Here is a 23,582-nt window from a genome sequence, read left to right on the forward strand (position 1 = left end):
AATAAGCGGGCGGCCTAGGCGCGGATGGCGGCGGGCAGGGTCAAAGGAACCCACGAATCGGTGGGGGCCTGGCTGTTCATAGATCGATCTCGCCGTTTAGGTTTTCGATGCGTTGCAGCCTGAAGAACAAGGAGGTCACCCGCTGGACCGCTGGCCTGGGGGTGATCTTGCCTTCGTATTCCAGGCCATTGGCAGGCGCACCCGCACATCGGTGGCCCGGGTGACACCGACCACGTCCGGGGCAAAATCCAGCTGCGCAATCCACGGCTGGAACTCGGTGAGCATGATGGTCACCCCGACGTTGAAATACACGTCGAGCTGATCGTCCGGCAAGGGTAGGTACTTGTGATAAAAGGCCACGTCGGCCGATCCAGAGTACATGGGCAATCACTTTTCGAGTACATGGCCGGCTCTGCGTAAAACCAGAAAGCCGAGGGCTGGTAGATCGGTGCAGGTGGCATTGGTTGCCGCCGGCCCAAAAAAAGGCCCCGCACTCCCTTCGGGTGTGGGGGGCGATTGAACGAATGCCCCATTATTCGTAACGCGGCGGGTCGCTCACGCCGGCGCGGAGTGAACACCTCCGCCGTCATTTCGCCGAGATAAGACACGCTCAACAATGCAGCAGACGGCATATCAAGTACCCGCTTAGCATTGTTGATCGATGACTGAGCAACTTGTGCTTGAGGCAGGCTCATGACCTCCTGGTTCTTTACCGGCTCACCGTTCTGGTGATGACAAAGAGAAAAAAATTCTAGGCCTGGATTGACGGGCTGCGGGTATCCGTCATCCGTGACGGTCTCTATGAGCTCAAGTCTCTAAAAAAGCTGAACATCTCATCGAACGAATTACTGATGGACTTACGTCAACAGGGTGTTGAGCATCTGGGCCAAGTGAGCTTGGGGCTGTTTGAGACCGACGGCGACCTCAGCCTTTATTTTTTTGGACAGAAAGATTTGCGCCCTGGGCTCTCCGTCCTGCCTTTAGAGCATCGCGCCGAGTTTGAAACAGCGCCTGCGTCGGCACTTTATTGCTGCGTGAATTGCGGTTTCGCTCAGCACAGGGGAGGCTCAAGGGGCAGATTTTTTCCGTTGTGATCGTGACATCTGGTCAACTGCGCTCAAAACACCACGCTGTCGGTGATGACGAGTGGATGCAGGTGTAGTAGATAACAGAATCAGTTGTTGAATATTTGGTTGCTGAGGTCGAAAAGAATCGAGTAGGAGGCGGATTCACATCCGCCGTCCTCTCACACCACCGTACGTACGGTTCCGTATACGGCGGTTCAGGTTATACGGTTAAGTCGGTTTATCGTATCCAGTATCGAGACCAGCCCGAGGCGGTCCCACAGCTTCTTCGGCAACGCCTGATTCATATGGGGCGCTCCCGAGTTCCACCATGGGCCTCGGCCATTGACTGCCGATTTCCACGCCCGCGCCGCATTAAGTCCCAAGCGTATCAAGTTGCGCGCCCTCGTAGAGGGCCGCTTCCATTGACGCCAGACGATACAGCGAAGCTTGTGACGCACCCAGCCGTCCAATTCCTCAAGTGGCCGTCTGCTCTGGCTCAGCTTGAAGTAGCCCGCCCATCCGCGCAGCACGGGGTTTATCCGCTCGATGACAGTCGCCACCTTGTGGCCCCGCGCTTTACGTAGCAGCTCTCTGAGCCGGTCGCGCAAGCGACCCAGGCTCATCGTCGCCACTCTCAGTCTCGGTTGCTGATGCCAGCTCATCCCGTAACCCAAGTAATCACACATCCAAGACCCGGCTACTCGGCTCTTATCCCGATTCAGCGTTAGTTTCAGGCGCTGATTCAGGAAGCGCTCAACACTGGCCATCACTCGTTCGCCAGCACGAGGGCTGCGCACATAGATGTTCGCATCGTCGGCATAACGCACGAAGCGATGACCCCGCCGTTCCAGCTCGCGGTCGAGTTCGTTGAGCAGGATGTTCGACAGCAACGGCGAGAGCGGGCCGCCTTGCGGCGTCCCTTCCTGCCGTCGGCTGGCGATCCCACCCGACATCTCACCGGCTTGGAGGTACCGCCGGATCAGTCTGAGCACGCGTTTATCTACGATTTGGCGCGCCACGTACGCCATCAGGAGATCGTGGTTGACCCGGTCAAAGAATTTCTCAAGATCGAGTTCCACGCACCAGCGATGCCCTGCCGCCACATGGGCGCGGGCTGTCTCGATGGCTTGGTGGGCGCTTCTGCCCGGACGGAAGCCGTAGCTGTAATCCGAAAACAGCGGGTCGAAGATCGGCGTGAGCTGTTGCAGCAGTGCCTGTTGGATCAGGCGATCCACGACGCAGGGAATGCCCAGTTGTCGGGTGCCGCCTTTGGGTTTGGGGATGTCGACGGCGCGTACACCTTGCGGGTGGTATTCGCCGGCCAGCAACCTCCTCTGGAGGATCGGCCAATACTGATTCACGTAGTCCGCCAAGTCGTCGACCGTCATGCCATCGGCACCCGGCGCGCCCTTGTTGCTGACCACGCGCTGATACGCACGTCTGAGGTTGGCCGGTGCAAGCACCCGCGCCATCAGCGTGTCCGGCTCCGCGTTCGTCCACGTCACAGATGCCGTCGATACCTTTGCGCTGTCAGCCGTCATCCTCGGATTCTGTCCGGGACTCGGAGTCACAGTCTTCTCTTGGAGAAATTTCTGCATTTCGGTATTCAACGAGACTCTGACGCCTACTGGCGGCATAACCTGTTCGGCCCTTGGTGGCGCGGTTATTCGCCACTTACTACGGCTTCGGCTGACTTCTGCACGCTCATCCCATCGCCTCTCGACGCTCGGTAGCACACTGGCAAACGTGCAGATCTCCCAGGGTAATTCGCGCGACCTTCCTGCTTATGCCTGTCGGATCTACGTCACAGCGTTCCGTGCAAGTATTGGGCTTTGAAGATTTTGGCCTTCTTACCCCGCTGCGCCGCCTCTATCCGCTTCCTGTTCGTCAGGCCAGCATTTTGCCTCGGGCTTCCTTCAGATTCGCAGTCACCCGCGACACCCTTGCCTCTGGCTAACACTTCCCCTTGCCGGGTGTGTAGAGGACTTTCACCTCCCAGTCACCAGCGTGGCCACCACAGCCAAGCTGGTTGCGCTTGCGCGCAACGCGCCATGCCTGGCGCACCAAAAATAAAAAGGCCCTAAATGGGCCTTTTGTAGTCGAAAAAGAATCACTTCGGAAATCTTCGCTGCACTAATGGCGGACCTCTGACCCATCCAGAACTCAGCAGTGAAACGATGCATCGCCGGTGATAGTGTGGGGTTTCCCCATGTGAAAGGTCATCGTGAAGATTAAATTCCGAAACCCCCATCTGCGCATACAGTACGGTTTTGTTTTCCTCGAAAAAAGCATCCTGAGACTGATGAGGTGATCTGTTGGATTGCCAACGCCGGCATGACGCCTGAGATCATGGGTTTTTTCTCTAGGTGGGAACCGCGCCCGCTCTGGAACTGATTTTGTCACTGCAGCGAGTGTCGCCCAACACTCGCCGAGCTCTCCACCTCTCTAATGCTTCACATCGGGCTTGTTGTGAATGGCAAATCAGACTTTGATTTCTATACAACCGTGGTTTTCCGTAGCGTCAATCGTACAGCCATGGCTTCAGCTCTTTTAGATTAGCGACCACAATCTGCTGCGCCTCAGGATTAGGGTTCAGATTTTTCGGATCAATCTGAAAGCGCTGTAACACGTACTTCACCAACGCTCTGCGGCTCGGGACCACCAAATGACCCTCGGTCATGCCGAAGTCGACCTCAATGACCTCCCGCTGCGCTTTATCCAGGCGCTCATCGGGTCTGATGACTACCGCAACTTCGGTGTTCCAAGCATCATCTGCGGCAATATCGTTCTCGGTTACGTCACCCCATAAATCGGGCACACCTCGCAGCCTGCTCAAAACGAAGTCGCGGTACTCTCGGTTTTTCTCGCAGTAGGCGCGAACATGCCAGCGCATGCCGGTATAGACCAATGTATGCGGCGCGATGGTGCGTCCTTCTGGCTCCGGGCTGTTTAGCGAGACATAATCAATGTCCAGCCGGAGATGGTCGCGGCAAGCCTTGAGCAACGGACGCAAAACCTCAGCTTTGATCGAGCGATCCGGTACTTCGAGCACCTTGGTATGGGCATAGGCCAGAGCTAGGCCTTCAACGTGCGGCGCACGCGCATTGTTTTGATAAAGAAGGTGTAAATAGGCACTGGCGCTGTCGTCGATGAACAGCGGTTTGAACGCCTTGCTCGGCACATAGCCTTTCAGATGTCTGTCATATGTAAGGTTTTTAGGCGCATGTTCGGTGATGTAGGTATTGATGTCTTTCGATGCCTGCTGACGACTGATGCCGAAGCTCTGGACCAGGTGTCCCGTGGTCAGCCGGCCTTCCCACCAGGTCACAGTCTCGATCAAACGATAGCGAAGTGCCAGGTCCCAGCGCACCTGCTCGATGGATTGCTTACGTTTCATGTCTCCTCCATGTGTTCGTTTTGTTTACCTGTATGAGTCTACATTATAGATCTGTCGTAAATAACTACATATCGTGTTGCTGTCTTTGAGGATTGCTCGAACTCGTGAGGGAACAGGATATGACTGGATTGGACATGGTTACGACAGGTGCGATGGTGCTCCTAGTGTTGATATTGATGTTGTTGTCGCTTCAGTTTTTAAAGTTGCGTGATGTTTGGGAGCTGATGATCAATTGCCGGGCCACGATGCGGTGGGCGCGTATTCAGGAGTTGGAAAATCGGCAGCTGCGTTTAGAGTTGCGTGCGGAGAAAGCCCGGAGCGAACAACTCCAGGGGGCCCAGAAAGCATCGGAGCCAACAGCATGAAAACTAAGTCCACCTTGATGTTTCTGGAGAATTGCAATGCCGATCAAACCTCACCCAATGACCTACGTTTGTGAAGATTGTGGCTGGAAGAAGACGGTTGCCCCACGCAGTGACGCGTTGGGACCAGGCGAATGGTTTGCCCGGTGTCCTGCATGTGGCAGCGAGGCGTTAACGCTGCGTCGAGCAGATGCGCTGGCCGGCGCGATGGTCGAATGGCTTGCATGGCTACGCAGATTCTGAATAGTCATATACGTCAAATTGATGTCGTAATGATATCGTTGTCCCCGCCTGAGGTAGGCGCATTCAAGAAGCGGCAACTGCAGCCGATAGCGTGCCTGTTGCAGGCCCGTTCATGCATAGAGCACTTCGCGTAATTTATTTGCACAAGAAAGAGCCTCTTGTCGCGGCCTGCCCCATGTTCTTTTTCACGGTTGTGCACCCGTTGAGGGAGCGCACCCGGTTCAGCGCTTTTACCTGTTGCTCTGCTGTTGAATCATGCCCACCGGAAAATGGAAGCCCGAGCCATGAACATGCGCTACACCTCTATCGTCAAGATCCCGAAAGCGCCGGTGCCTTTCCTGGCCATCGATGTAGCGCGTATCAGCACTGGGGATGACGCCTGGTACCCCTTGGTTCTGCAGTTTTCCCGGCGATGGGCGCTTGCCCATCCCGAGCAGAAACCTGCGACCCTGTGGTCGCTGACCACTTCAAGTGAACGCTTTGACGGGCGCCATGGTATCCATCTAGCGACCAGCACCAAGCTGCCTCAAGATTTTTTGACTCGTTTGGGTCGTTATTTGCGTGATGAGTTGGGCCAAGTGCTCACGGTTGGCAAAGAGGCAGTAATTGCCAGGGATCAGGACTGGCAGCCGTCGTTCCATTTTGAAGATGACAACGTCTGGACATCGAACGATCTGAGCAATTGGGCTGAGCGAGACCAGCCACCGCTTGAGCGTTCACCTGTGAGCGAAAAGCGGGCTGCTGCTACTTGGCGAGTGGAGGCAAAAGCACTGTCTGAGCAACAGCTCAATACGCGCCAGTTCAATGAAGCGTTGAATTCGGGTGATGTCGGTGATCTTGAGCAGTACCTGAGCGAGCACGGGGCAATCATTGGTTTGACGCAAGCCTTCGAAGAGGGTAATACACCTTTGCACCTGGCTGCCGAGGCCGGAGACGTAGAGGCGTGCTGGCAATTGCTCCGCTGCGTGGCACCTGACATCAGGAACCACAATGGGCAAACCCCGCTTATCCAGTTGTGCATTTCCAGGCGCTTCAAGCCTCAAGCCGGTGTCTTCAGACTATTGGCTTCAACGGTCAATGACATCGACAAATGGTCAATGACTGCGTTAATGCATGCAGCAGACGGGCAGATGATCAGAACCCGAGTCGGCAACCTGCGCATAGTCAAGCTGCTGGTCGAAAACGATGCTGATCTGCAACTGCTCGATGCCAAGGGCAGAACCGCTTTGGGTCGAGCGACAACACTTAATCTCAGAGCAAAACCGGATGCCAACATCGAGGTCATCGAGTGGCTTCGGGCCAAGACCTACGAGCAGGCCGTGGACCGCTATTTTCGTGCGAACTACGACCATCATTTCGACGCCAAAGGCGTGCTCAATATCAGCAAACGCTGAGCACTGAAGACTTCCTCATGGATTGGGAACATTTAATGAATGCCAAGTATGATCCAACGTCCGTTGCGCAGAAAAATGGTGTATCGGTTGTCAACGACCTGCCGCGCATCGATTGGGATGCGCCCAATTTCGCCGAGCTGGTTCGCCTACCCAAGGTTCCAGACGAGCAGATCAAATACCGCCTGCTGCACATCAGCGAAATCGGTGAGGGCAAGCCTGAGGCGTATCGCCAGGCGATGACCAATGTGATCTCATGCCTCAATAGCACCTCGTGTGCCAGCGTGTACATCCTTTCTGGCCGGCCGGAAGGAATCGACCTGTATCTGGGTGTCGCGACCTCCGCATCGGATGTCGATATCCCCGATGCTGCGAAAATGCTGCGAGCAACCTTCGAAGGCAACTTCCTTGGTGCCCGTCTGGAAGACGTCAGAGCTGATGATGAGCAGTTCCAACATCTATACCGCGACAGCCGCCACCTGGGAATGATCACCGGTGTGCCCTCGTTCAATGATAGTGACCGGGCGGCGGAAGAAGACTTTCAGGGGGTCGAACGCTTGGCCAACAGCCTGGTTGGCGAGACCTGGCAATTGACCATCTACGCAGAACCCGGCTCGGACGATGAGGTTCGTGCCACTCTGGACAGTGTCTACAACCTGTCGACAATGCTATCGGCGCATATCAAGCAGTCGGTGCAGCAGTCTGAGAACAGTGGCTGGCAGCACACCCAGACCATCGGCACTTCGACCAATGAATCCAACAGTACGTCCAAATCGACGAATAGTGGAACGTCGATGGGCGCCTCAAAAAACACCGGCAGTGAGGGCAGTAGTCACAGTAGATCGACCCAGAATGGCACCAACAAGTCAGTTACCAAAGGCGACGATCATTCAACGTCCACTGGTACCAGTGATTCCCAGGCCCAAGGGAACAGTGGCGGCCAGAGCCTGGCTATGACCCGTGAACGCACCGACAAGCGCGCGGAAGAACTGCAAAAACATCTGAGTGAAACTTTGATCGAGCGTTTCCTGCAGGGGCGCAGCAAGGGCATGTACCGCACCGCCATTTATGTCAGTGCCGAAACCCGCAGCACTTTCGAGCGTCTGTCTCGCGGATTGATTTCGACCTTCCAGGGCAACAATTCCAGCGTCACCCCGCTGAGGGTTCATAAGCTGCAATCCGGCACCACCTTCAATCTCGCGGAACTGTTGCAATTGCGTCGCTTGAAGAACAAAAGCATTTCCGCCGACAACTGTATTGCCCATAGTGCTCCGCTGCTGGCGAGTGGTGAACTGGTGGGGGCGACATGGCTGAACATTGAAGAGCTGGCGCTGGTGGCTGGCTTGCCAAGCCTGGAACTGCCGGGCCTGAAGATCCGCAAGAACGTCGACTTTGCCCTCAATACCGGCACAGACCCTTCCAGCACAGAACCCATCTTGAAGATCGGAAAGATCATTCAACATGGTCGATTATTGCAATACAAACCGGTCAGCTTGCCGCTCAAGGAATTGTCCAAACACGTCTTTGTGACAGGCGTAACGGGTGCTGGGAAAACCACCACGTGCATGAACCTGTTGCTGGAGTCCCGGTTGCCATTCATGGTGATCGAGCCGGCCAAGACCGAATACCGCGCCCTGCATGGTCGTGGTGTTGAAGTCGACTATTACACCCTGGGCCGCGAGGACCTGACGCCGTTTCGTCTCAATCCGTTCGAACTGGTGTCCAGCCGGCAGAACCTGGCCAGCCACATATCAGTACTCAATGCCACGCTGGCTGCGGTATTCCCGATGGAAGCTGCGATGCCTTCGATTGTCGAAGAATCAATTATCGAAGCTTACAAGGCCAAAGGCTGGGACATCCACAGCACCCAGAACTTCCTGCTCGATGACCCCTGGAAATCGGGTAGCGATGCCTGGCCAACCTTTAGCGACATGATCGCCCAACTGGACAAAGTCATTACGTCCAAGCAAATGGGCCGTGAGTTCGAAGAGAAATACCGTGGTTCACTGGTCGCGCGTCTGACCAGCCTGACATTGGGCGTCAAGGGGCGAATGCTCAACTCGCGTTATTCGATGAACTTCGACCAATTGCTCGACCGCCGCGTGGTGATCGAAATGGAAGAGATCAAGGACGAGAAGGATAAGGCTCTGCTGATGGGCTTGATCATCAATCGCTTGGCCGAATGCATGAAGCAGCGGCATAGAATCCAGCCCGACTTTCGGCATCTGACCCTGATTGAAGAAGCCCACCGACTGCTGTCGCGACCGGAGCCAGGCGATGCCGAATCGAAAAAGATGGGCGTCGAGATGTTCGCCAACCTGCTCGCCGAAGTGCGCAAATATGGCGAAGGACTGATCATTGCCGATCAGATTCCCAACAAGTTGATAGCTGACGTGATCAAGAACACCAACACCAAAATCGTCCATCGTCTGTTCGCAGCCGACGACCGGAAAATCATTGGTGACGCCATTGGCCTGAGCGAAGAGCAACAGGCGTTTCTGCCGCTGCTAAAGCCGGGCGAAACCATTGTTTATTGCGGCGGCTGGCACGGTGCGGTGCGGGTTCAGATCGAGCAGATCGCGCAAACCGATGCAGCGGAAATCCCTGAGGAAATGATCAAGCAACGCGGTCGACTCCAGCTCTGGGAGCAACGTGAAAAGCTGTTGCCGCGATTGGCGGCGGATCCGCTGATGACACAGCCGGAGCACCTGTCGCAAGTGCTGGAAAAGGGGTGCTTGTTGCTCAACATGTTCCTGGCGCTCAACCGCTTGCGCTTGCAGCCGGACAGTTCCAAGTCGTTGCACATACGCATCGCTCAGCGCTTTGGTATCGAGTCACGCGCGTTGAGCGATGGGCTCGCGCTGACATCTGCGCAGGTATTCGGGCTCTTGGTCAAAGTCTTCGAGGATTGCGCGAGCATTCCTGGCTGGTACGAAGAGGATTGGGCGGTCATGCGTCCACTGCTGAATAACGCATTCAACGCGTTAGGAAACTCGCTGGATGCCTTTGAGGTTGCCTGCGCACAACGGCCGATGAAAAGGCTTGAACTCCTTCAAACTTTCGACTCAATCTAGGAATCTGAATGATGGTTTTTCCTTTTATAGCAGCAGCAATCAGCATGGTCGCCTCTGTCGTTGCCGCCGTTACGCCGGTGATCGCAGCGATTGGCCCGGCCGTCGCCACGTTCTGCACCACCGTGCTGCCAAAGGTCGTGCCGGTATTGATCGGCGGCCTGGAAAAGCTCAGCACGTTCGTCAGTGTGGTTCAGGCCGTACTGCAGATCATGCAGATTTTCCGGCCTGACGATAAGCTCAACGACATCGGCGACCGCGCCATTCAAGCGGCACGTCAGGACATCAAACCGGAGAATTTCGACAGCTTCGAAGCGTACATGGAAGAAATCCGTGCCTTTGAACTCGATCCGGCTGAAAGCGGCAAAATCACCGATACCGAAAAGTTCGCCGCCGGCCTGGCGGTCGGTGCCCAGGGCCTGGACGAAAAATTCAATGTGCGTGAAGGCACCATGGCCAACCTTTGGCCGCTGGTGGCGAAGAATCCGGAATACTTCAGCAGTGAGCGTTTGACCGCATTGCTGAGCTCGACCACGGACGTCATCAGCCTGCTCAAGTACTTCGAAGGCAACCTGGCACCGGCTGCAGCGGCAGAGACAGAAGGCAGAATCGTCGCTGCCGAAAAAGCCATGGCCCCGGAAAAAACCGAAGCGGCCATCCATTCGGAACTGGATTCTGCGATCGAGCACTTCAAAAAGCCTGACTCCGTCTGATAACCGCCATACTCCACGCATCGGTTTCGTTGCGTGGTGGCCATTGATTGGGACCGCTCCGTGTCTACTGAAAAATACGCTTTAGTGTTGATAGGCGACCGTATTGCCTGTTTCGAATCAACCGAAATCGATGAATCGTGGGTGGCCACGTTCATCGGTGGTGAACAGTGGTTGTCCTTGAACAGCCATTCAGCGTACACCGCAGGTTCGGTGCTCAAACAATTGAGTGATCGCCGCAACCTGAAATCGAAGCTAGCGAAAACGAACATCACGCTAATCTATGAGGAGGCCGCAGCCCGGCACCTGGCTGACGTTTCGAGCACGCTCAGAGATCTGCAATGCCAGCGCTGGGAAGTGCTGCGTTATGAGGCGCTGGCAGAACGCATCACACTGCAGGCCGGGGAACAGCTTCGGCCTCACGATGGTGCCTGGTTAGCTGAGCATCTATTGGCCACGCTTTCCCTGCCTCCAGCGGTCGAGGACGCGCCTTCCGGCCCGGCACTCATTGCTGGTGTCACTCAAGGATTGCCGGACGTCGATTTGCTGCAGTTGTACCTGCCGCTTTTGTTTCAGCATTTCTGGTCCAGTGTCAGCCCGCAGGATCTGGCATTCATGTCGGGTTCGTTTCACATTCCGGACGTTGAGTCACCCTTCCCTGAACCTTCGCCGGAAGCCATCGCCGTGTTGCGTCGACGTTTCCTCAAGTTGCCGATTGCACAACGCCAAACGGTGTTGGGATTTGCTCATGAGCTGACCTACAAGCTGAAGGTGCGCGTGCAGTTGCGCGACCTCTTGGAGGCAGTTTGATGGAAGAGCAATTTACGCAGGGCATGCTCGAGCCAGAGCTGCGTGTTGAATTGATCAGGCTGTTGAAGGAGGATGCCGAAGTTCGCCAGTCAGTGCTGGATATCGTTGCCACGCAGGCTTCAGTTTCAAACATTGTGCCAGTGCCAGTGCCAGTGCCAGTGCCAGAGCCCGTGGCTGTAGCAACGCAGCCACCACTTGAGTGCCCCCATGATCCGTTGCGCGACCAGTTGAAAGCTCCGTTGAAGTTGCTGGCAACGCTCTGCGCTGATGAGGGACTCAACAGCTACTGGCTGGTTCATGGCGAGAACGAGGGGCTGCAACTGACGCGCCTTTTGGCTACCGCCGCACAGTGGGAGCGATTGCTTGATTTATGGGATGTGTTGGCAGAACGCTGCAAAACCGCATCCAGCCCGGCCAGTGCAGCCGAACTACAAATTCTTGATGGCTGCTTGCAGACCCACAACCTGATCTGGCGGGATCGTCAGGCGCAGTTGCGCACCGTGGAAGTCGGCGCTGAATACGACTATCGCTTGCACAATCGTACGACGCTGCGCGGCGAGGTCATTGCTGCGCAGTGGTTGCCTGGCCTGATCAATGCCGGTGGTGAGCTCCAGCGTTTGCCGCTCGTCGCGGCTGAATAAAACCGTATGTCCGTGCATTCATGGCTGCTAATCAAACAGAGTCTCTTAAGGCCCATGGTCGAAGCTCAGACTGTGGGATTGACCGCTGCGCGCCGTAAGTTGATCGGGTTGTTGCAACAAGTCCAAAAAATAAAGGAAAACCAAATGTCCGGGACTACTCCACCTATTGCGCGTAACGCGTTTATGGCGAATCTGCGCATCAAGTGTGCGTCTGTAATTGCCGCTTCGCGATTCTGGCTGGTGGGGCATCCCGAAGAATCCGCGATGATGCTGTATGACACCCAAAGCCGATTGATGTGGGATTACAGCTGCGAAACCTGGTACGACTGCACGCTGCTCGAGGCCCAGGAATACGTCGAAAAAAAGAACGGAATTTTGCGCACGTCTCCATGGCGCCTGCCCACGCGTGCCGAGTTGGAGGCGTTCGCCGCTAGCGGCGGCAACCCCCTTCGCGAAGGCTCTTCAAAGCAGCTGAAACGAACCGACTACTGGATTACACGGGAGGGCATGCTCGGTGTTCAAAGCGATAGGTTCGACCCCGGAGGCAGAGGCTGCCTGATCGCATGCAGTGATCAGGTGAGGTATTTCGACACCCAGGAATTTGTGACCCGCGCTATCCAGCGTGGCTGGTATATGAAGTCACTCGACACCGATCGCAAAGAGGATCCGTTAAAAATCATGAATACGCCTGCACCAGACTTTGTCACCCTCTACCGCGAAGTTGACTACCGTATCTGCCGCCTGCCAAAACTCACTGATGCTCAATTCACCGACCCTAACCTAGGCCTATGGGAGCTTTTTGGTGAGGACCCAGCAGTGCTGAGCGAAGCCAAGCTGCGTGCACGGGACCCCGTGGCGGATATCAAGAACTGGAACATTGCCATCGACTTTGGCACAAGCAGCAGCGTGGTGGCTTACGACGACAATGGCCGCTACAAACTTTTGCGTATTGGTGCCAAGGATCAGTGGGAAAAGGAGCAACCCGAGCACTACGAAAACCCGACAGTGCTCGAATTTATCGATTTGCAGCGCAGTCTGGAAACCTGGACGTCGCAGGCCTACCGCCCCGACCTTAACTGGGACAACGTGCGGTGCTCTCACGAAGCATTGCACAGCCTGCGCACCAATGGCGGCGACCCTAAAGTTGTCGCCAGCATCCTGTCAAAAATCAAGCATTGGGCTCTCCGTCACGGCTCAGACAATCTCACCCGTATCACCGACCGTGCCAATGATTACGAATACCCGCTACAGGCGTTGACCAAGCGTGATGTGGTCAAAGGCAAACCCTTGACCGTCAGCCCCAATGACCTGCTTGATCCGATAGAGCTATATGCCTGGTACCTTGGGATGGCAATCAACTGGCGCAGTCGCGGACTGTTCTTGCGCTACTACATGACATTCCCCGTTGCCTACACCAGGGATCTCAAAGAAACCATCCTGATGTCTTTCCGTAGGGGCTTGCAACGCAGCCTGCCGCCGCAGTTGCTCGAGAGCGAGGCGTTCAAGGACTTTTGTGTCGAAGAACTGGCCAACGAACCAGCGGCCTACGCGGCAGCCGCACTGCCACGATTAGGCATCGAACCCACCGAAGAGGGCATCGCCTACGGCGTATTTGATTTTGGTGGCGGCACTACCGATTTTGATTTTGGTCGTTACCGGTTGCCCACTGCCGACGAAGAGGACGAAGGCTGGGAGGAGGTTTTCGAGCACTACGGCAACGCCGGGGATGCTTACTTGGGCGGCGAAAACCTGCTCGAAAACATGGCCTATCTGGTGTTTCGCCATAATCTGGAGGTTTGCCGCGCCAAACACATTGGCTTCGTCCGTCCGCTGGATGCTGAGGATTTTCCGGGTTCGGAAGTGTTCCTGGTCGACAGCCAGAGTGCCTCGACCAACAGCGTAATGTTGATGTCGAGACTGCGCCCATTGTGGGAAAAGGGCGCTCTGCCCGGAAAGGACGGAACAATAAAACTGCCAATGCTTAATCGCGATGGTGTAAAGGTCGATAACGTCGAACTGGCCGTCCCGGTGGACAAAGTCTTGAGCTACCTCAATGACCGCATTGGTCTTGGCATTCAGAACTTCTTCAGCGCCATGAGCAAAGCCTTTAGCGGTCACCGGGTTGAGTGTGTGCATGTACTGCTGGCGGGGAACAGCAGCCGCTCAGGCATTGTTAAGACACTGTTTGAATCGGTGGCTGGCGGCACGATGACGAAGCCGGCTTCGGGCAACCAGGACAATGCCCCTGCAGCTAATGGGCCGATTGGTGGATTTGCAGCGGCTATGTTCCAGGTACTGGAAGCTGAAATAGGCAGACTCGCTAAAGGTGAGTTAGAGGGCTCGGCAACGGTGAGCCAACCGGTCGCATCCAGCCAGGCGATCATCGTCCATCAACCGCTGGTCTCCAACCCGGACGTACCGTACAGCCCTAATGGCAAAACCGGGGTGGCTATCGGTCTACTGCGCTTGGCACCCGGAAGCGCGGTGAAAGTCATCTCCAGGATTAGCCACGCCACTGAAGACGCGCCGTTCGCTCATTATGTCGGTCGGGTGCAACGAGGAAAATTTGTCGCCGGGCTGCAACAAGGCGATCCGTTCGAAACCTGGAAAGAGCTCGGCGTACCACGCGACCGCGTTTTCAACCTGTTCCATTCGCAATCACCAAGGGCCCATACGGGTGAAATGCAGGAAGGCGAAACCGGCCTGCACAAACATCGCCTCAGCATCGCAGGCGATCACCAGGGCCACCGGATATTCGCCAAAGCCGTCGGCCCGCATCAGGTCCAATTGTGCACAGCCAGCTCGCTGGATGCATTGCAAGCGGGGGATTGCAGTGTGATTGGGATGCTTGATTTGTCGAAGATTTAGCAGTGTATAAGGGGGCAAGTTCCATGATAGCCGCATGAATGTAAAAGGGAGCTGGTGTCCCGTTTTGTGGGGGCAAGTCCTTGCATCCAGCGCTTTGGATCTGTACAGAGTTGCCTGCGTCGGATGACGGGAGCAGGTAGCTGTCCAGGTAAAAGGCGGACATTATCTAAGCGGCTCTATTGTTGAGGTCAATCAGGCGTCATTAGCCGCCGCGGTGCCAATGACACGGTGAATCGCCCCCCTGACTTTTTAGACACTCGCTGCCGCTTCTGGCCGTTCACTACCCATCTCGACAGGCAGAAATCGACCCAAAGCTAGCTGTAAATGACTGGAAGAAATTTGCCAATCGTTAAGCGCCAATTGCCCTCAGCCTCATCGGCTAGGATTTGTTCGGGTCAGAGGGGGGTCAGTGCTGCGTCGATGAATGGATCAATTCGGCGTTAGCGTCAACAGCAATGCTGGTCTTGAATGATTCGAGACGAGCAACCTTCTGCGCTCGTATTCCTTAAGTACGGCCATCCCACCTATCTCGACGGCGGATTCTCATCGCGTCATGCAAACACTTATTGTCACCTGCTGATCGGTAGTCGTATCAAGAGCCGTGGAGACTGATGGTTTACCATCTACGTCGCGAACCAGAGCACATTTCCCCAGCCTAAAAATGGGTAAGAGGGAGACCGGAGTACAGGGAAAGTAATGACAAAGCAACGCGTGTTGGTTAGTTGGATTGGCGGTAATGATCTCAAGGCAGTTTCAGGCGGTGAGGCGGGCCCGATTCTGTCCACGCTAAAAGCTGTACCTGTCGATAACGTCCAGTTGCTTGCTCGTATCCCACGGAGCGCGTTGAGCCCTATCTTGCGTGGCTCCGCGAGCAGATCGATGTGCCAATCACGGCGTATTACGAAAAATTGTCTTCCCCCGTTCATTTAGGGGAGATCTACCAGGCAGCTAATCAGCATTCAAAGCATCTGAGTGTTCCAGGTGCCCAGTTGTCTATCCTTCTCAGCCCCGGCACACCTGCTATGCAAGCGGTGTGGATTCTTTTAGGCAAAACTCGCTACCCGGCAACCTTTTACCAGTCCTCCTTTGAGCAAGGCGTTCTGCAAGTTGAGGTGCCGTTCGAGATCGCGGCCGAGTATGTCCCGGCGGCTAATGCGATCAGCACCGATAAGCTCGTTCAGCTCGGAGGGCTACGAGAAGAAGGTTTGACGGTTTACGGGTTTGGTGAAGAAAAAACCCCGAGACCGTTCGTGTCGGCCTGTGACAAGTTCATCTATACCGAATTGCTGCGCGGTGAAGTGCTGGTTGCTGCAAGCAATGGACATGGTCGACCCGAACCTGAGCCATCCACCGAAATCGAGGCCGTCAAAGTCGCCAGTACGCCCGGAGTAAAAAAGCTACCCAAGGCACCAGTAAGTTTCATCGCAAAGATCTTGGATGATATTGCCGATGAAGACGGCTGGGCTCACTTGGGTTCGCTGGGCGCCAATATCAGCAAATTGAGACCTGAGTTCGACCCTCGCACCCATGGTTATAAAAAGCTCAGTGAATTGATCAAGGGGTATCCGGATACGTTTGAACTTCAAACTAGAGGAGCGTCGGGAGTGGGTGGTTCAATACTCTATACCCGGCACCGGCAGCCGAGCTCGTAGCCCCCTTCATTCAGCCCGCGGTATACTTTCAGCGCTCCAAAGCATCATGAAACGAGGCCACCGTTGCTTATCAATCTTGGGGATCTGGAGATACGTCATCCGTGGCGTCATCCTTGTAATTGTGGTTCCTCTCGTATTCTTGCTACCGCTGTGGATCATGGCCCTGCTTCTTAAAGCGTGATTGTGGATGATGCGGACGGTGCGCGAAGCATAGGGCAGCCTATAGCTTTTCAAGGACGATCCGATGATGAAAGCCGACATTGCCGATGCTCCAAAACGATTAATTCGAACACGTCACAACCGTAGCCATTTTTACGTGGTCATCTGTGTGGTTATTGGAGCGCGGCAGCAATAGGTGCATTCCACTTCGGTAGCAGAATCTCGACCGTCGACTCTGCATTCAATCGGGCGATCAGCTCCATTGAAAGCGATGAGAAATCGACTCGGGCGGGTGCCTCTATCTTTTCGAGCAGCATCGGCAGTACTTTGGCGGCAGGCCCGATCAGCATGTATCCCTTCGGCTCATCCATTGCCACGTCAACCTTATTCACATGAATGACTGAAGCGTCAGATGCCAATGCAAGGTCGGGAAAACCTGCGGCTGGCATGACGACCCCAGAGGTACCCACTGAAATCAAAAGATCGCAATCCTTCACTAGAAGTACCGCGGCCTTCCAAGCCTGAGGTGGCAAATCCTCTCCGTACCAGACCACCGCTGGACGAATTTTGCCATTACAACGCTGACACCTAGGCGGCTCGATCAGAGCACCATCATCCGGCACTGCGGATTGATCAGGTGACACAGCTGCAGGCCGATGGCAAGCGAAGCACTTGGGCATTGCCAAACTGCCATGCAAATGCACAACGTTTAAAGAGCCTGCTCGCTCATGGAGGTCATCAATATTCTGGGTGATAACAGAAACCTGGCGCAGTGAGTTAGCCATGCGAGATATCACAAGATGTGCGGCATTTGGCTCTGCTTGAGCGACTCGGAACCGTCGCCACAGATACCATCCCCATACCAATGCTGGATTCGCCCGAAAGGCCTTGGCCGTCTCTAAATCCCTCGGATCGTATCCTGCCCAAATTCCAGAAAGTTTCTCTCGGTATGTAGGGATACCGCTATAGGCGGAGATACCAGCGCCTGTGAAAAAGACCACTTTCTTGGCCTTCAGTAGTGCGATTACAGCTTGCTCTGTGACAGATATGATACCAACCTGCGTAATTGCATAGACTTGACCACCCATTTGCATTCGACTTGACCAGTCGTTTGCATTGGATTTGACCAGCACACTTGGTGTGCTCGACGCGCAGAAGTTGGCCGGAAGCAGTCCGTCGCATCCTGTCTCTCTGCGAAACCGCGGCAATTAGTTATCGGTAGCGTTTGTACAACATTAGGCGGCGAGCTTTGGAGAATATTTAGATAACTCAAGGCAATTTACCGGCTAGCAAACCTACCGGTTCATGCTCGACTCCAAACATAGCTGCAGCATCAAGGAAATGGTTCGAAGCGCCACGGGATCGTTTTCGCAGGATTAGCCTAGCCTCGATCTCGAATTGACCTTTCATGAGCCACTTGGTTGTTTTGGCCTTGCGTTTACCTTTCATGATCAATCTCATTAGGAAAAACGTTTGGAAAGGCTTGGGGCAAACGTATCACCACACGCGGCAGCACGGTGGTTCACAAGGCAAATTGTTCAGTCACTTGAATCAACATCACCTCAACCGCTCTTGTGCCGGCGACGGTAGAAAGCATCTCTAACGGTTTCTTTCCGACAAACCGATCTTTTGACTTCGATAACCATCTGCTGGCTTTAATCTCGTCCCCGAAAATCACCTCTGCCATGGCCGTGATATGCACATGCCTGAATAGCCGATCGCTCTCACTTATTGTAAGCCGTTGATTACGAGTCATTCTGGCCGCCAAGGCGCGACGCGCCATAATCAGGTTGGGCTCGGATATTCTCATCTCGTAGAGGTCGCAGAGCTCTTTAAGCCTGAAAGTCGGAAAGCCGGATTCGATCATGTTATGGATGTCTTGATCAGAAGCGTCACAGGGAATTCCGAGTAGACTTTCTAGCCTGATCCGATAGGAACGGTATCCATCCGCGCGCATGGCCTCAGCAAACATAGCCTACCTCCCACCCAGTACGTTCCGCGGATCAGCATGTGGCAAATTACGAGTCGTGTGAAGCCTAATTGTCATTAGATCCATCGAAATGGCACTGTTCCCTGGGCGCTGCCCCCCGTATGCGATCCCCCTAAGTGTTGTCGCTGATAACGGATTGATCCGTTTACCCATGTCACTAGCCCTAGCTGATGGCCGTGAGGCGTTAACGGCACCTGATATAAAAAACTTGGCTGGACCAGCGCGGGCAGATTCGTAAATTTCGCAGTAGCGCCGACACTTGGCGGATCATTTGCGAAAAATTGATTCAAAGCTGCATTATCTCCTCGTTGACCCCCTTTCTGTTGACCGCCGAAATCGTAACGGATCGGACGATTGGAATTGTAGGTTTGGTGAGCCCTATGTACTCGGACACAACCTGGCGCAGTAGGCAGGAGATAGCTTCGGTGGATGCGCACGTGGCGAGAAGCACGTAAAGCATCTGCCTAAGGCAGCCCTAACTGACTACATTCCCCCCCCGAAGCAAGCTGCTGTAACGCTGCGGGCAAGCCAAAATTTATTAATGCTGTTTTATCTCATGACTGCCCCGCCCCTCCATCGGCGCTATCGTGCTCATTTGACGAATTGCCGTTGTAGGTTTGATGCGCCCTACTTAATCGGCACGACCTGTTGCAGATTGGAGAGATGACTTCGCTAGGTGTAACGACCTGCAAACGAAAACACCCCGACCTGCAATCGACACCGATTTTGGCCAGAGTTAACTGCGACTGTCCGAACTCGCAAACCAGCATTACCTGCGAATGAACCTGCATTGATCCGCGCCGACCTGCATTCCAGCACTACCAACCAGCATTAATTGCAAATGACGGGGCTCAGATCGGCAGGCCCGCTGCTAGCATCTTGTCGCGCAAATCGGCTGCGCGTGTTGGGTCGAGCGTGTTGCTGAACAACGCCTTGATTTCGGTGGGTCTGGCGTCGAACTGCTCCACCAGATCCTTGATGCGGTAACCGTGGCGAGTGAGCGTCGGTTCCAAGTCATCCAGTTGGCGCGACAGCACCGATTGCACGAGTTCCGCCGACACGGGTTTCTCGCCGGTCAAGTAGCCGGCTTCCAAGGCCAGACTGAGGTGCAGTTGGATTTGCAGCGGTGTGCGCAGCTTGGTGGCCAGCAGATCGATGGCGTCCTCGGTCAGAATCGACTCGGGTTCGACCTTTCCCTCCGTGCAGGTTTCCAGCAACCAGTGAATGTATTCCCGCTGGCTGCCGGTGATGCCGTCGAGCGAGAAGATGTCGGTGCGGTAGCCGATTTCCTCCATCGTTGGTCGGCGCAGGTCATTACGCAGTTTGGGGTGTCCGGCGAGCACGATCGATAGCCGCCCGTCACCGTCCTCGACCAACTCCATCAGGCGTTTCAGGCCGGTCAGGGTGTGGCCGTTGAGGTCATGGGCCTCATCGACAAACAGGGCCACCGGACGTTTGTTCTTCCTCACCAGTTCGCGCAGGTCACGCTCACGTTTCTCGCCTTGGGTGGGGATGCGTACCTGCTTCTCGGTGGAGAGGTCATAGAACAGCGCGGCGATGAAGGTGGCCAGCTTGATGCTGTGCTTCTCTATGGCCAGCGACTTGGATACCGTGATCTTCCTTTCCTCCTCCATCGCCTGCTGAAGCCGGCGCAACATCACGGTCTTGCCGCTGCCGATGACGCCGCACAGGGCAATCAGCCGCCCTTCGAAGATCGCCCCCTTGATGTCCTTGATCAACTGCTGATGGTGGCCGGTTTCAAAGTAGCCTGCCTGGTTCAGTGGTAACGCCAGTCCGTAGTGCAGCATCACTTCAGCCCGCATGTTCTTCTCCTGCTTTCGTGTGGCGGAAGTAGCCCCGCACGCGCTCCAACACGATGCGGCGTGTCAGGGTTTCGCTCAGCACCTGGTGGATGAAGGTTTGATCGTCGGCGGAGAGCTTAGCCAATGGCTGCGCCAGGTCATCGGCAATAGCCAACTTGGCGGCGATGGCGTTGGGAAACCGATATTCGTGCGCCTCGGCATCGAAGGGTTGGCGCGGCAATACCATGGGCGTCGCGGGAGGCGTCAACCGCACGTCATCGCCGGCCAATGCGGCGATAGGCAGGCCAAGCTGGTCGGCCAGCGAGCGGATTCGATCGGAGCGCTCATCCGCCTTGCCGCGTTTGAAGGCGCGGTAACGATGCAGGGGAATGGGGCCAGAGACGGGGTAGTAAGGTCCGAAACGCTCTCCCTCGAATTCAGCATAGAGTTCGTCATCGAACAAGCCCCAGAGCAACAGCACGGTTTCGCCCGCCATGTCGGGCTCTACCTCGTAGGCCGTGCCGTCGATGGTGACGCGGGCATCGACGCCGACCTTGCGTCGTTCCGGCTCGCGGGCGAAGCGGCAGAACTGTTCCCAGGTGCACATTTCGCGCAGGCCCTCAACGGGCAAGTTGGCCAGCCAGTCCTCAATCCGCGAATGCGGCTCGGAGCGATGCCGCTGAAGGTTGTAGGTGCGCACCAGGTAACGCAGCAGCCACTCATTGGCCTGCGCTTCGGTTTCCGGCTTGTGGAAGTGATACAGCGTCTCGTGGGCTTCCTTCACTGTGCGGAAGGGGCGCTCCACTTTGCCTTTCGAGCGCGCCGTGGTGCGGGTGCCATCCTTGCCGGCCGGGATGTGTGTCTGCCATTCGATGTCCAGCGCCTGCATGACGTTCTGGAAGACCCGGCGCTTGGCCACTGGGCCGTTGTCCAGGTAAATCATCTTGGGGCGGCCTTGTAAGGGAAAGGTCGGATCGACCTTCGGTGCCATGGCGTTGAACAGGAAGCGCAGCGCTGACTCCGCGTCCTCGCCGTATACGCAGTGGTATTCCTGATAGGCCACCCCGCTGCGATCATCCACCACGCTGAACAACATCAGCGTCGGCATGCCCCTAGCCGGATCGATCCAGACCGGCTTATCGATGTGCTTGAGGTCGGAGGGCGACAGGTCGAATTGCCAACAGTCGTTACTGTGCGCCGCTTGAAAGCGGATGGCCGGTGGTTGCCGCAACAGCCGAGACTGGTCCAGGTGCCAGCGGCTTAAGTACTCGTTCACCGTGCTGCGGGTCAGAACCCCTTGGGGCGCCTTGACCAAGCCTTGCTCGGTTTCCACCCCATAGCCCTCCAGCAGATCGATGGCACGGCGGGTAGATAGGTGCCGCCCTTGTTTGTTGGTGGTGCGCAGTTTCAGCGCGGCAATTAGCTCGCAGTAGCGCTCTAGCTCGGCCTGCTGCAATACCCGCGGCTTACCATGGTCGGCGCGGTGAGCCGTGTGGGGTTTATGGATGAGGTTCAGCGCCCGGTATACGGTACTTGGGGACACGCCGTACAACTCGGCTATCGCGGCCACCTGAACAATCCGTTCCGGGCTTTTCTTGGGTAGGCGGTCGAGCCGCTGCCGCAACTGCATCAGCGAATCGGTCGGAATGGTTTTACGCCGCCCGCTGGGCATTGCGTTCGGCCTCGGTGAGGTAGTTGTAGAGCGTCGAACGGCCGATACCCATCATCCGGCAGATTTCCGCCACGGTATGTTGCCGCTCGTGGTAGAGGCGCAGGGCCAATTTCTGCTTTGCCGGATCGAGCCGTTTCTTGCGACCGCCCTTACGGCCGCGAGCCCGTGCAGCGGACAACCCGGCTTGGGTGCGCTCGCGGATTAGGTTGCGCTCGAACTCGGCCAAGGCGCCGAACAGGTGAAACACCAGGCGGCCACCAATCGAGGCGGTGTCGATGTTTTCCTGCAAGCTGCGCAAGCCGACGCCGGCGGAGTCCAATTGCTCAACCAGCCGGATCAGGTCCTTCAGCGAGCGGCCGAGGCGATCCAGGCGCCAAATCACCACGGTGTCGTCACGGCGTAGCGTGGCCAGCAAAGCGGTCAAACCAACCCGCTCAGCCTTGGCGCCGCTGGCGGTATCCTCGAACACGCGCTCGCAGCCGGCCGTTGCCAGCGCATCACGTTGCAGATCGAGGAGTTGATCGTCGGTCGAGACGCGGGCGTATCCAATCAACATGGCGTTGTCCAACTATTCAGCGATAGCTCAGTGTAGTCGGATACTGAAAGATGGAAGCTATAGTTGGATGCCAGCGACGCGGGTTGCTTGAGAATTTCCAGCTCGGGGTGTGTAGTCCAACAAACGAAGGTTTGTTGGACTATGCGTACCATTGGTGTTTGAAAGCGTGAATCCATCGCAATGGAATACAGGTTCGGTTGGTCAGGCTTTCAATGCCAGGATTCGGCGCGCACCGTTCAGCACGATGAGGCCAACGACCGTGCCAATCACCAAATCTGGGTAGGGAGAACCTGTCCATGCAACCAAAGCACCTGCGACGATAACGCCAAGGTTCGCGAGCACATCGTTGGCCGAAAAAATCCAACTCGCTTTCATGTGTGCACCACCTTCGCGGTGGCCATAGATCATCAAGAGACAGCTGACGTTGGCAATCAGTGCGACTAAGCCAATCCCCATCATCAACATCGACTCAGGTTCGCTGCCGTAGAGAAAGCGTCTAGCCACTTCCACCAGTACACCCAGAGCCAACACGATCTGAAAGAAACCCGCCAGGTGCGCAGCGCGAACCTGCAGCCGTGCACCCCGGCCGACCGCAAAGAGAGCCAGGCCATAGACGGCAGCATCAGCAAACATGTCCAGCGAGTCGGCAATCAGGCCCGTCGACTGGGCGATCAAGCCTGCGCCCATCTCGATGACAAACATCGCGGCATTGATACCGAGCAGGATTTTGAGCGTGCTGGCCTCCTTGGAAGCAGTCAGCTCTTCACTGGCGCTATTGGCCGAAGCTGCTTCCTGACTGGCCGGTTGAGTACCCAGCAACGTTGCCCCCAGGCCAAGTGACTCCAGCTTGGTCGCGATCTGGTCAACCGGACCGTCATGGAAAGCGCGTACCTGTCTGCTGGTCAGATCAAAGGACAACGAATTGAGCTCAGGCAAGCCATTCAGCGCGAGCCGAATCATTCGTTCTTCTGAAGGGCAATCCATCTTGGGCACAGAAAAACTGCTGACCCATGTTCCTTCATTCGACGACGCGGTTGCCGCTTCAGTGGTTGCCGACACTGGGCCACAGCCACAGGATTTCTCACAAGAACTCATGATCCGTTGCTCCTATTGGACTTGATTCTGCCGATTGAAAACCATATAGCAGGTATAGGGTCAAGCATGGATATACTGGCTTTTTTACCAAGGGGC

At 55.8% G+C, this 23,582-nt stretch carries 18 protein-coding genes and 1 pseudogene; 9 read left to right on the forward strand and 10 right to left on the reverse strand.

Annotated elements, in window-relative coordinates:
- Window positions 1-135: 135 nt before the first annotated feature.
- Window positions 136-381 carry a hypothetical protein gene (locus RHM69_RS17545; protein ID WP_200600478.1) on the reverse strand — a complete coding sequence of 82 codons (246 nt, stop codon included), beginning with the start codon at window positions 379-381 and terminating at the stop codon, window positions 136-138.
- Between the two features lie 404 nt (window positions 382-785).
- Between RHM69_RS17545 and RHM69_RS17550 the strand changes: the two genes are divergently transcribed.
- Entirely contained in the window at window positions 786-1,094 is a 309-nt protein-coding gene (locus tag RHM69_RS17550; protein ID WP_318533491.1) for a YetF domain-containing protein, read from the forward strand.
- A 188-nt stretch (window positions 1,095-1,282) separates the two neighbouring features.
- Here the strand turns inward: RHM69_RS17550 and ltrA are convergent, their stop codons facing one another.
- Window positions 1,283-2,704 carry a group II intron reverse transcriptase/maturase gene (gene ltrA, locus RHM69_RS17555; protein ID WP_011805433.1) on the reverse strand — a complete coding sequence of 474 codons (1,422 nt, stop codon included), beginning with the start codon at window positions 2,702-2,704 and terminating at the stop codon, window positions 1,283-1,285.
- A gap of 884 nt (window positions 2,705-3,588) precedes the next feature.
- Entirely contained in the window at window positions 3,589-4,464 is an 876-nt protein-coding gene (locus RHM69_RS17560) for a helix-turn-helix transcriptional regulator (protein ID WP_200600480.1), read from the reverse strand.
- 119 nt (window positions 4,465-4,583) lie between these two features.
- Between RHM69_RS17560 and RHM69_RS17565 the strand changes: the two genes are divergently transcribed.
- The 8 genes and pseudogenes from RHM69_RS17565 to RHM69_RS17600 all read left to right on the forward strand — a co-directional run.
- Window positions 4,584-4,829, forward strand: coding sequence for a hypothetical protein (locus tag RHM69_RS17565; protein ID WP_200600482.1), 246 nt, complete (start codon window positions 4,584-4,586; stop codon window positions 4,827-4,829).
- Between the two features lie 524 nt (window positions 4,830-5,353).
- On the forward strand, window positions 5,354-6,463 hold the full coding sequence (locus tag RHM69_RS17570) for an ankyrin repeat domain-containing protein (RefSeq protein ID WP_200600484.1): 1,110 nt from the start codon (window positions 5,354-5,356) through the stop codon (window positions 6,461-6,463).
- Window positions 6,464-6,498: 35 nt separating this feature from the next.
- Window positions 6,499-9,534: an ATP-binding protein gene (locus RHM69_RS17575; protein ID WP_200600486.1), complete on the forward strand. Its 3,036-nt coding sequence runs from the start codon at window positions 6,499-6,501 to the stop codon at window positions 9,532-9,534.
- Window positions 9,535-9,578: 44 nt separating this feature from the next.
- Window positions 9,579-10,244 carry a hypothetical protein gene (locus tag RHM69_RS17580; RefSeq protein ID WP_200600488.1) on the forward strand — a complete coding sequence of 222 codons (666 nt, stop codon included), beginning with the start codon at window positions 9,579-9,581 and terminating at the stop codon, window positions 10,242-10,244.
- Window positions 10,245-10,304: 60 nt separating this feature from the next.
- Complete coding sequence (locus tag RHM69_RS17585) at window positions 10,305-11,051, forward strand: hypothetical protein (protein ID WP_200600490.1); 747 nt, start codon at window positions 10,305-10,307, stop codon at window positions 11,049-11,051.
- Window positions 11,051-11,692, forward strand: coding sequence for a hypothetical protein (locus RHM69_RS17590; protein ID WP_200600492.1), 642 nt, complete (start codon window positions 11,051-11,053; stop codon window positions 11,690-11,692). The genes RHM69_RS17585 and RHM69_RS17590 overlap by 1 nt, the downstream gene beginning before the upstream one ends.
- Before the next feature lie 144 nt (window positions 11,693-11,836).
- Window positions 11,837-14,560, forward strand: a complete 2,724-nt coding sequence (locus tag RHM69_RS17595; RefSeq protein ID WP_200600494.1) for a hypothetical protein — start codon at window positions 11,837-11,839, stop codon at window positions 14,558-14,560.
- A 1,190-nt stretch (window positions 14,561-15,750) separates the two neighbouring features.
- Window positions 15,751-16,212: pseudogene (locus RHM69_RS17600) on the forward strand (OST-HTH/LOTUS domain-containing protein); the annotation flags it as partial.
- 332 nt (window positions 16,213-16,544) lie between these two features.
- On the opposite strand, the gene RHM69_RS17605 reads toward RHM69_RS17600, so the two are convergent.
- The 7 genes from RHM69_RS17605 to RHM69_RS17635 all read right to left on the reverse strand — a co-directional run bounded on the left by RHM69_RS17605 (window position 16,545) and on the right by RHM69_RS17635 (window position 23,489).
- Window positions 16,545-17,420 (reverse strand): SIR2 family NAD-dependent protein deacylase, encoded by an 876-nt coding sequence (locus RHM69_RS17605; RefSeq protein ID WP_200600542.1) that lies wholly within the window; start codon window positions 17,418-17,420, stop codon window positions 16,545-16,547.
- A 220-nt stretch (window positions 17,421-17,640) separates the two neighbouring features.
- Complete coding sequence (locus tag RHM69_RS17610; protein ID WP_200600496.1) at window positions 17,641-17,820, reverse strand: hypothetical protein; 180 nt, start codon at window positions 17,818-17,820, stop codon at window positions 17,641-17,643.
- Between the two features lie 73 nt (window positions 17,821-17,893).
- Complete coding sequence (locus RHM69_RS17615; protein WP_200600498.1) at window positions 17,894-18,343, reverse strand: antitoxin Xre/MbcA/ParS toxin-binding domain-containing protein; 450 nt, start codon at window positions 18,341-18,343, stop codon at window positions 17,894-17,896.
- Window positions 18,344-19,212: 869 nt separating this feature from the next.
- The gene (locus RHM69_RS17620; protein WP_069553808.1) at window positions 19,213-20,184 is read right to left on the reverse strand and encodes an ExeA family protein; all 972 of its coding nucleotides are present in this window, start codon (window positions 20,182-20,184) and stop codon (window positions 19,213-19,215) included.
- The gene (locus RHM69_RS17625; protein ID WP_200600544.1) at window positions 20,174-21,811 is read right to left on the reverse strand and encodes a DDE-type integrase/transposase/recombinase; all 1,638 of its coding nucleotides are present in this window, start codon (window positions 21,809-21,811) and stop codon (window positions 20,174-20,176) included. The genes RHM69_RS17620 and RHM69_RS17625 overlap by 11 nt, the downstream gene beginning before the upstream one ends.
- A 4-nt stretch (window positions 21,812-21,815) precedes the next feature.
- A complete protein-coding gene (locus tag RHM69_RS17630; protein ID WP_069553806.1) occupies window positions 21,816-22,391 on the reverse strand; it encodes a recombinase family protein in 576 nt (191 codons plus the stop codon).
- A 201-nt stretch (window positions 22,392-22,592) separates the two neighbouring features.
- Window positions 22,593-23,489: a cation transporter gene (locus tag RHM69_RS17635; RefSeq protein WP_371859254.1), complete on the reverse strand. Its 897-nt coding sequence runs from the start codon at window positions 23,487-23,489 to the stop codon at window positions 22,593-22,595.
- Window positions 23,490-23,582: the final 93 nt, after the last annotated feature.

It is taken from the genome of Pseudomonas sp. CCI1.1, assembly GCF_034348165.1.
GTDB classification, from domain to species: domain Bacteria; phylum Pseudomonadota; class Gammaproteobacteria; order Pseudomonadales; family Pseudomonadaceae; genus Aquipseudomonas; species Aquipseudomonas paracarnis.

Bases quoted from the DNA above. Each gene is read 5' to 3' on its own strand.
- RHM69_RS17575 (WP_200600486.1), top strand. From the start codon at position 6,499: ATGAATGCCAAGTATGATCCAACGTCCGTTGCGCAGAAAAATGGTGTA.
- RHM69_RS17620 (WP_069553808.1), bottom strand. From the start codon at position 20,184: ATGCGGGCTGAAGTGATGCTGCACTACGGACTGGCGTTACCACTGAAC.
- ltrA (WP_011805433.1), bottom strand. From the start codon at position 2,704: ATGCCGCCAGTAGGCGTCAGAGTCTCGTTGAATACCGAAATGCAGAAA.
- RHM69_RS17590 (WP_200600492.1), top strand. From the start codon at position 11,051: ATGGAAGAGCAATTTACGCAGGGCATGCTCGAGCCAGAGCTGCGTGTT.
- RHM69_RS17560 (WP_200600480.1), bottom strand. From the start codon at position 4,464: ATGAAACGTAAGCAATCCATCGAGCAGGTGCGCTGGGACCTGGCACTT.
- RHM69_RS17570 (WP_200600484.1), top strand. From the start codon at position 5,354: ATGAACATGCGCTACACCTCTATCGTCAAGATCCCGAAAGCGCCGGTG.
- RHM69_RS17595 (WP_200600494.1), top strand. From the start codon at position 11,837: ATGTCCGGGACTACTCCACCTATTGCGCGTAACGCGTTTATGGCGAAT.
- RHM69_RS17610 (WP_200600496.1), bottom strand. From the start codon at position 17,820: ATGAAAGGTAAACGCAAGGCCAAAACAACCAAGTGGCTCATGAAAGGT.
- RHM69_RS17580 (WP_200600488.1), top strand. From the start codon at position 9,579: ATGGTCGCCTCTGTCGTTGCCGCCGTTACGCCGGTGATCGCAGCGATT.
- RHM69_RS17565 (WP_200600482.1), top strand. From the start codon at position 4,584: ATGACTGGATTGGACATGGTTACGACAGGTGCGATGGTGCTCCTAGTG.
- RHM69_RS17615 (WP_200600498.1), bottom strand. From the start codon at position 18,343: ATGTTTGCTGAGGCCATGCGCGCGGATGGATACCGTTCCTATCGGATC.
- RHM69_RS17545 (WP_200600478.1), bottom strand. From the start codon at position 381: ATGTACTCTGGATCGGCCGACGTGGCCTTTTATCACAAGTACCTACCC.
- RHM69_RS17630 (WP_069553806.1), bottom strand. From the start codon at position 22,391: ATGTTGATTGGATACGCCCGCGTCTCGACCGACGATCAACTCCTCGAT.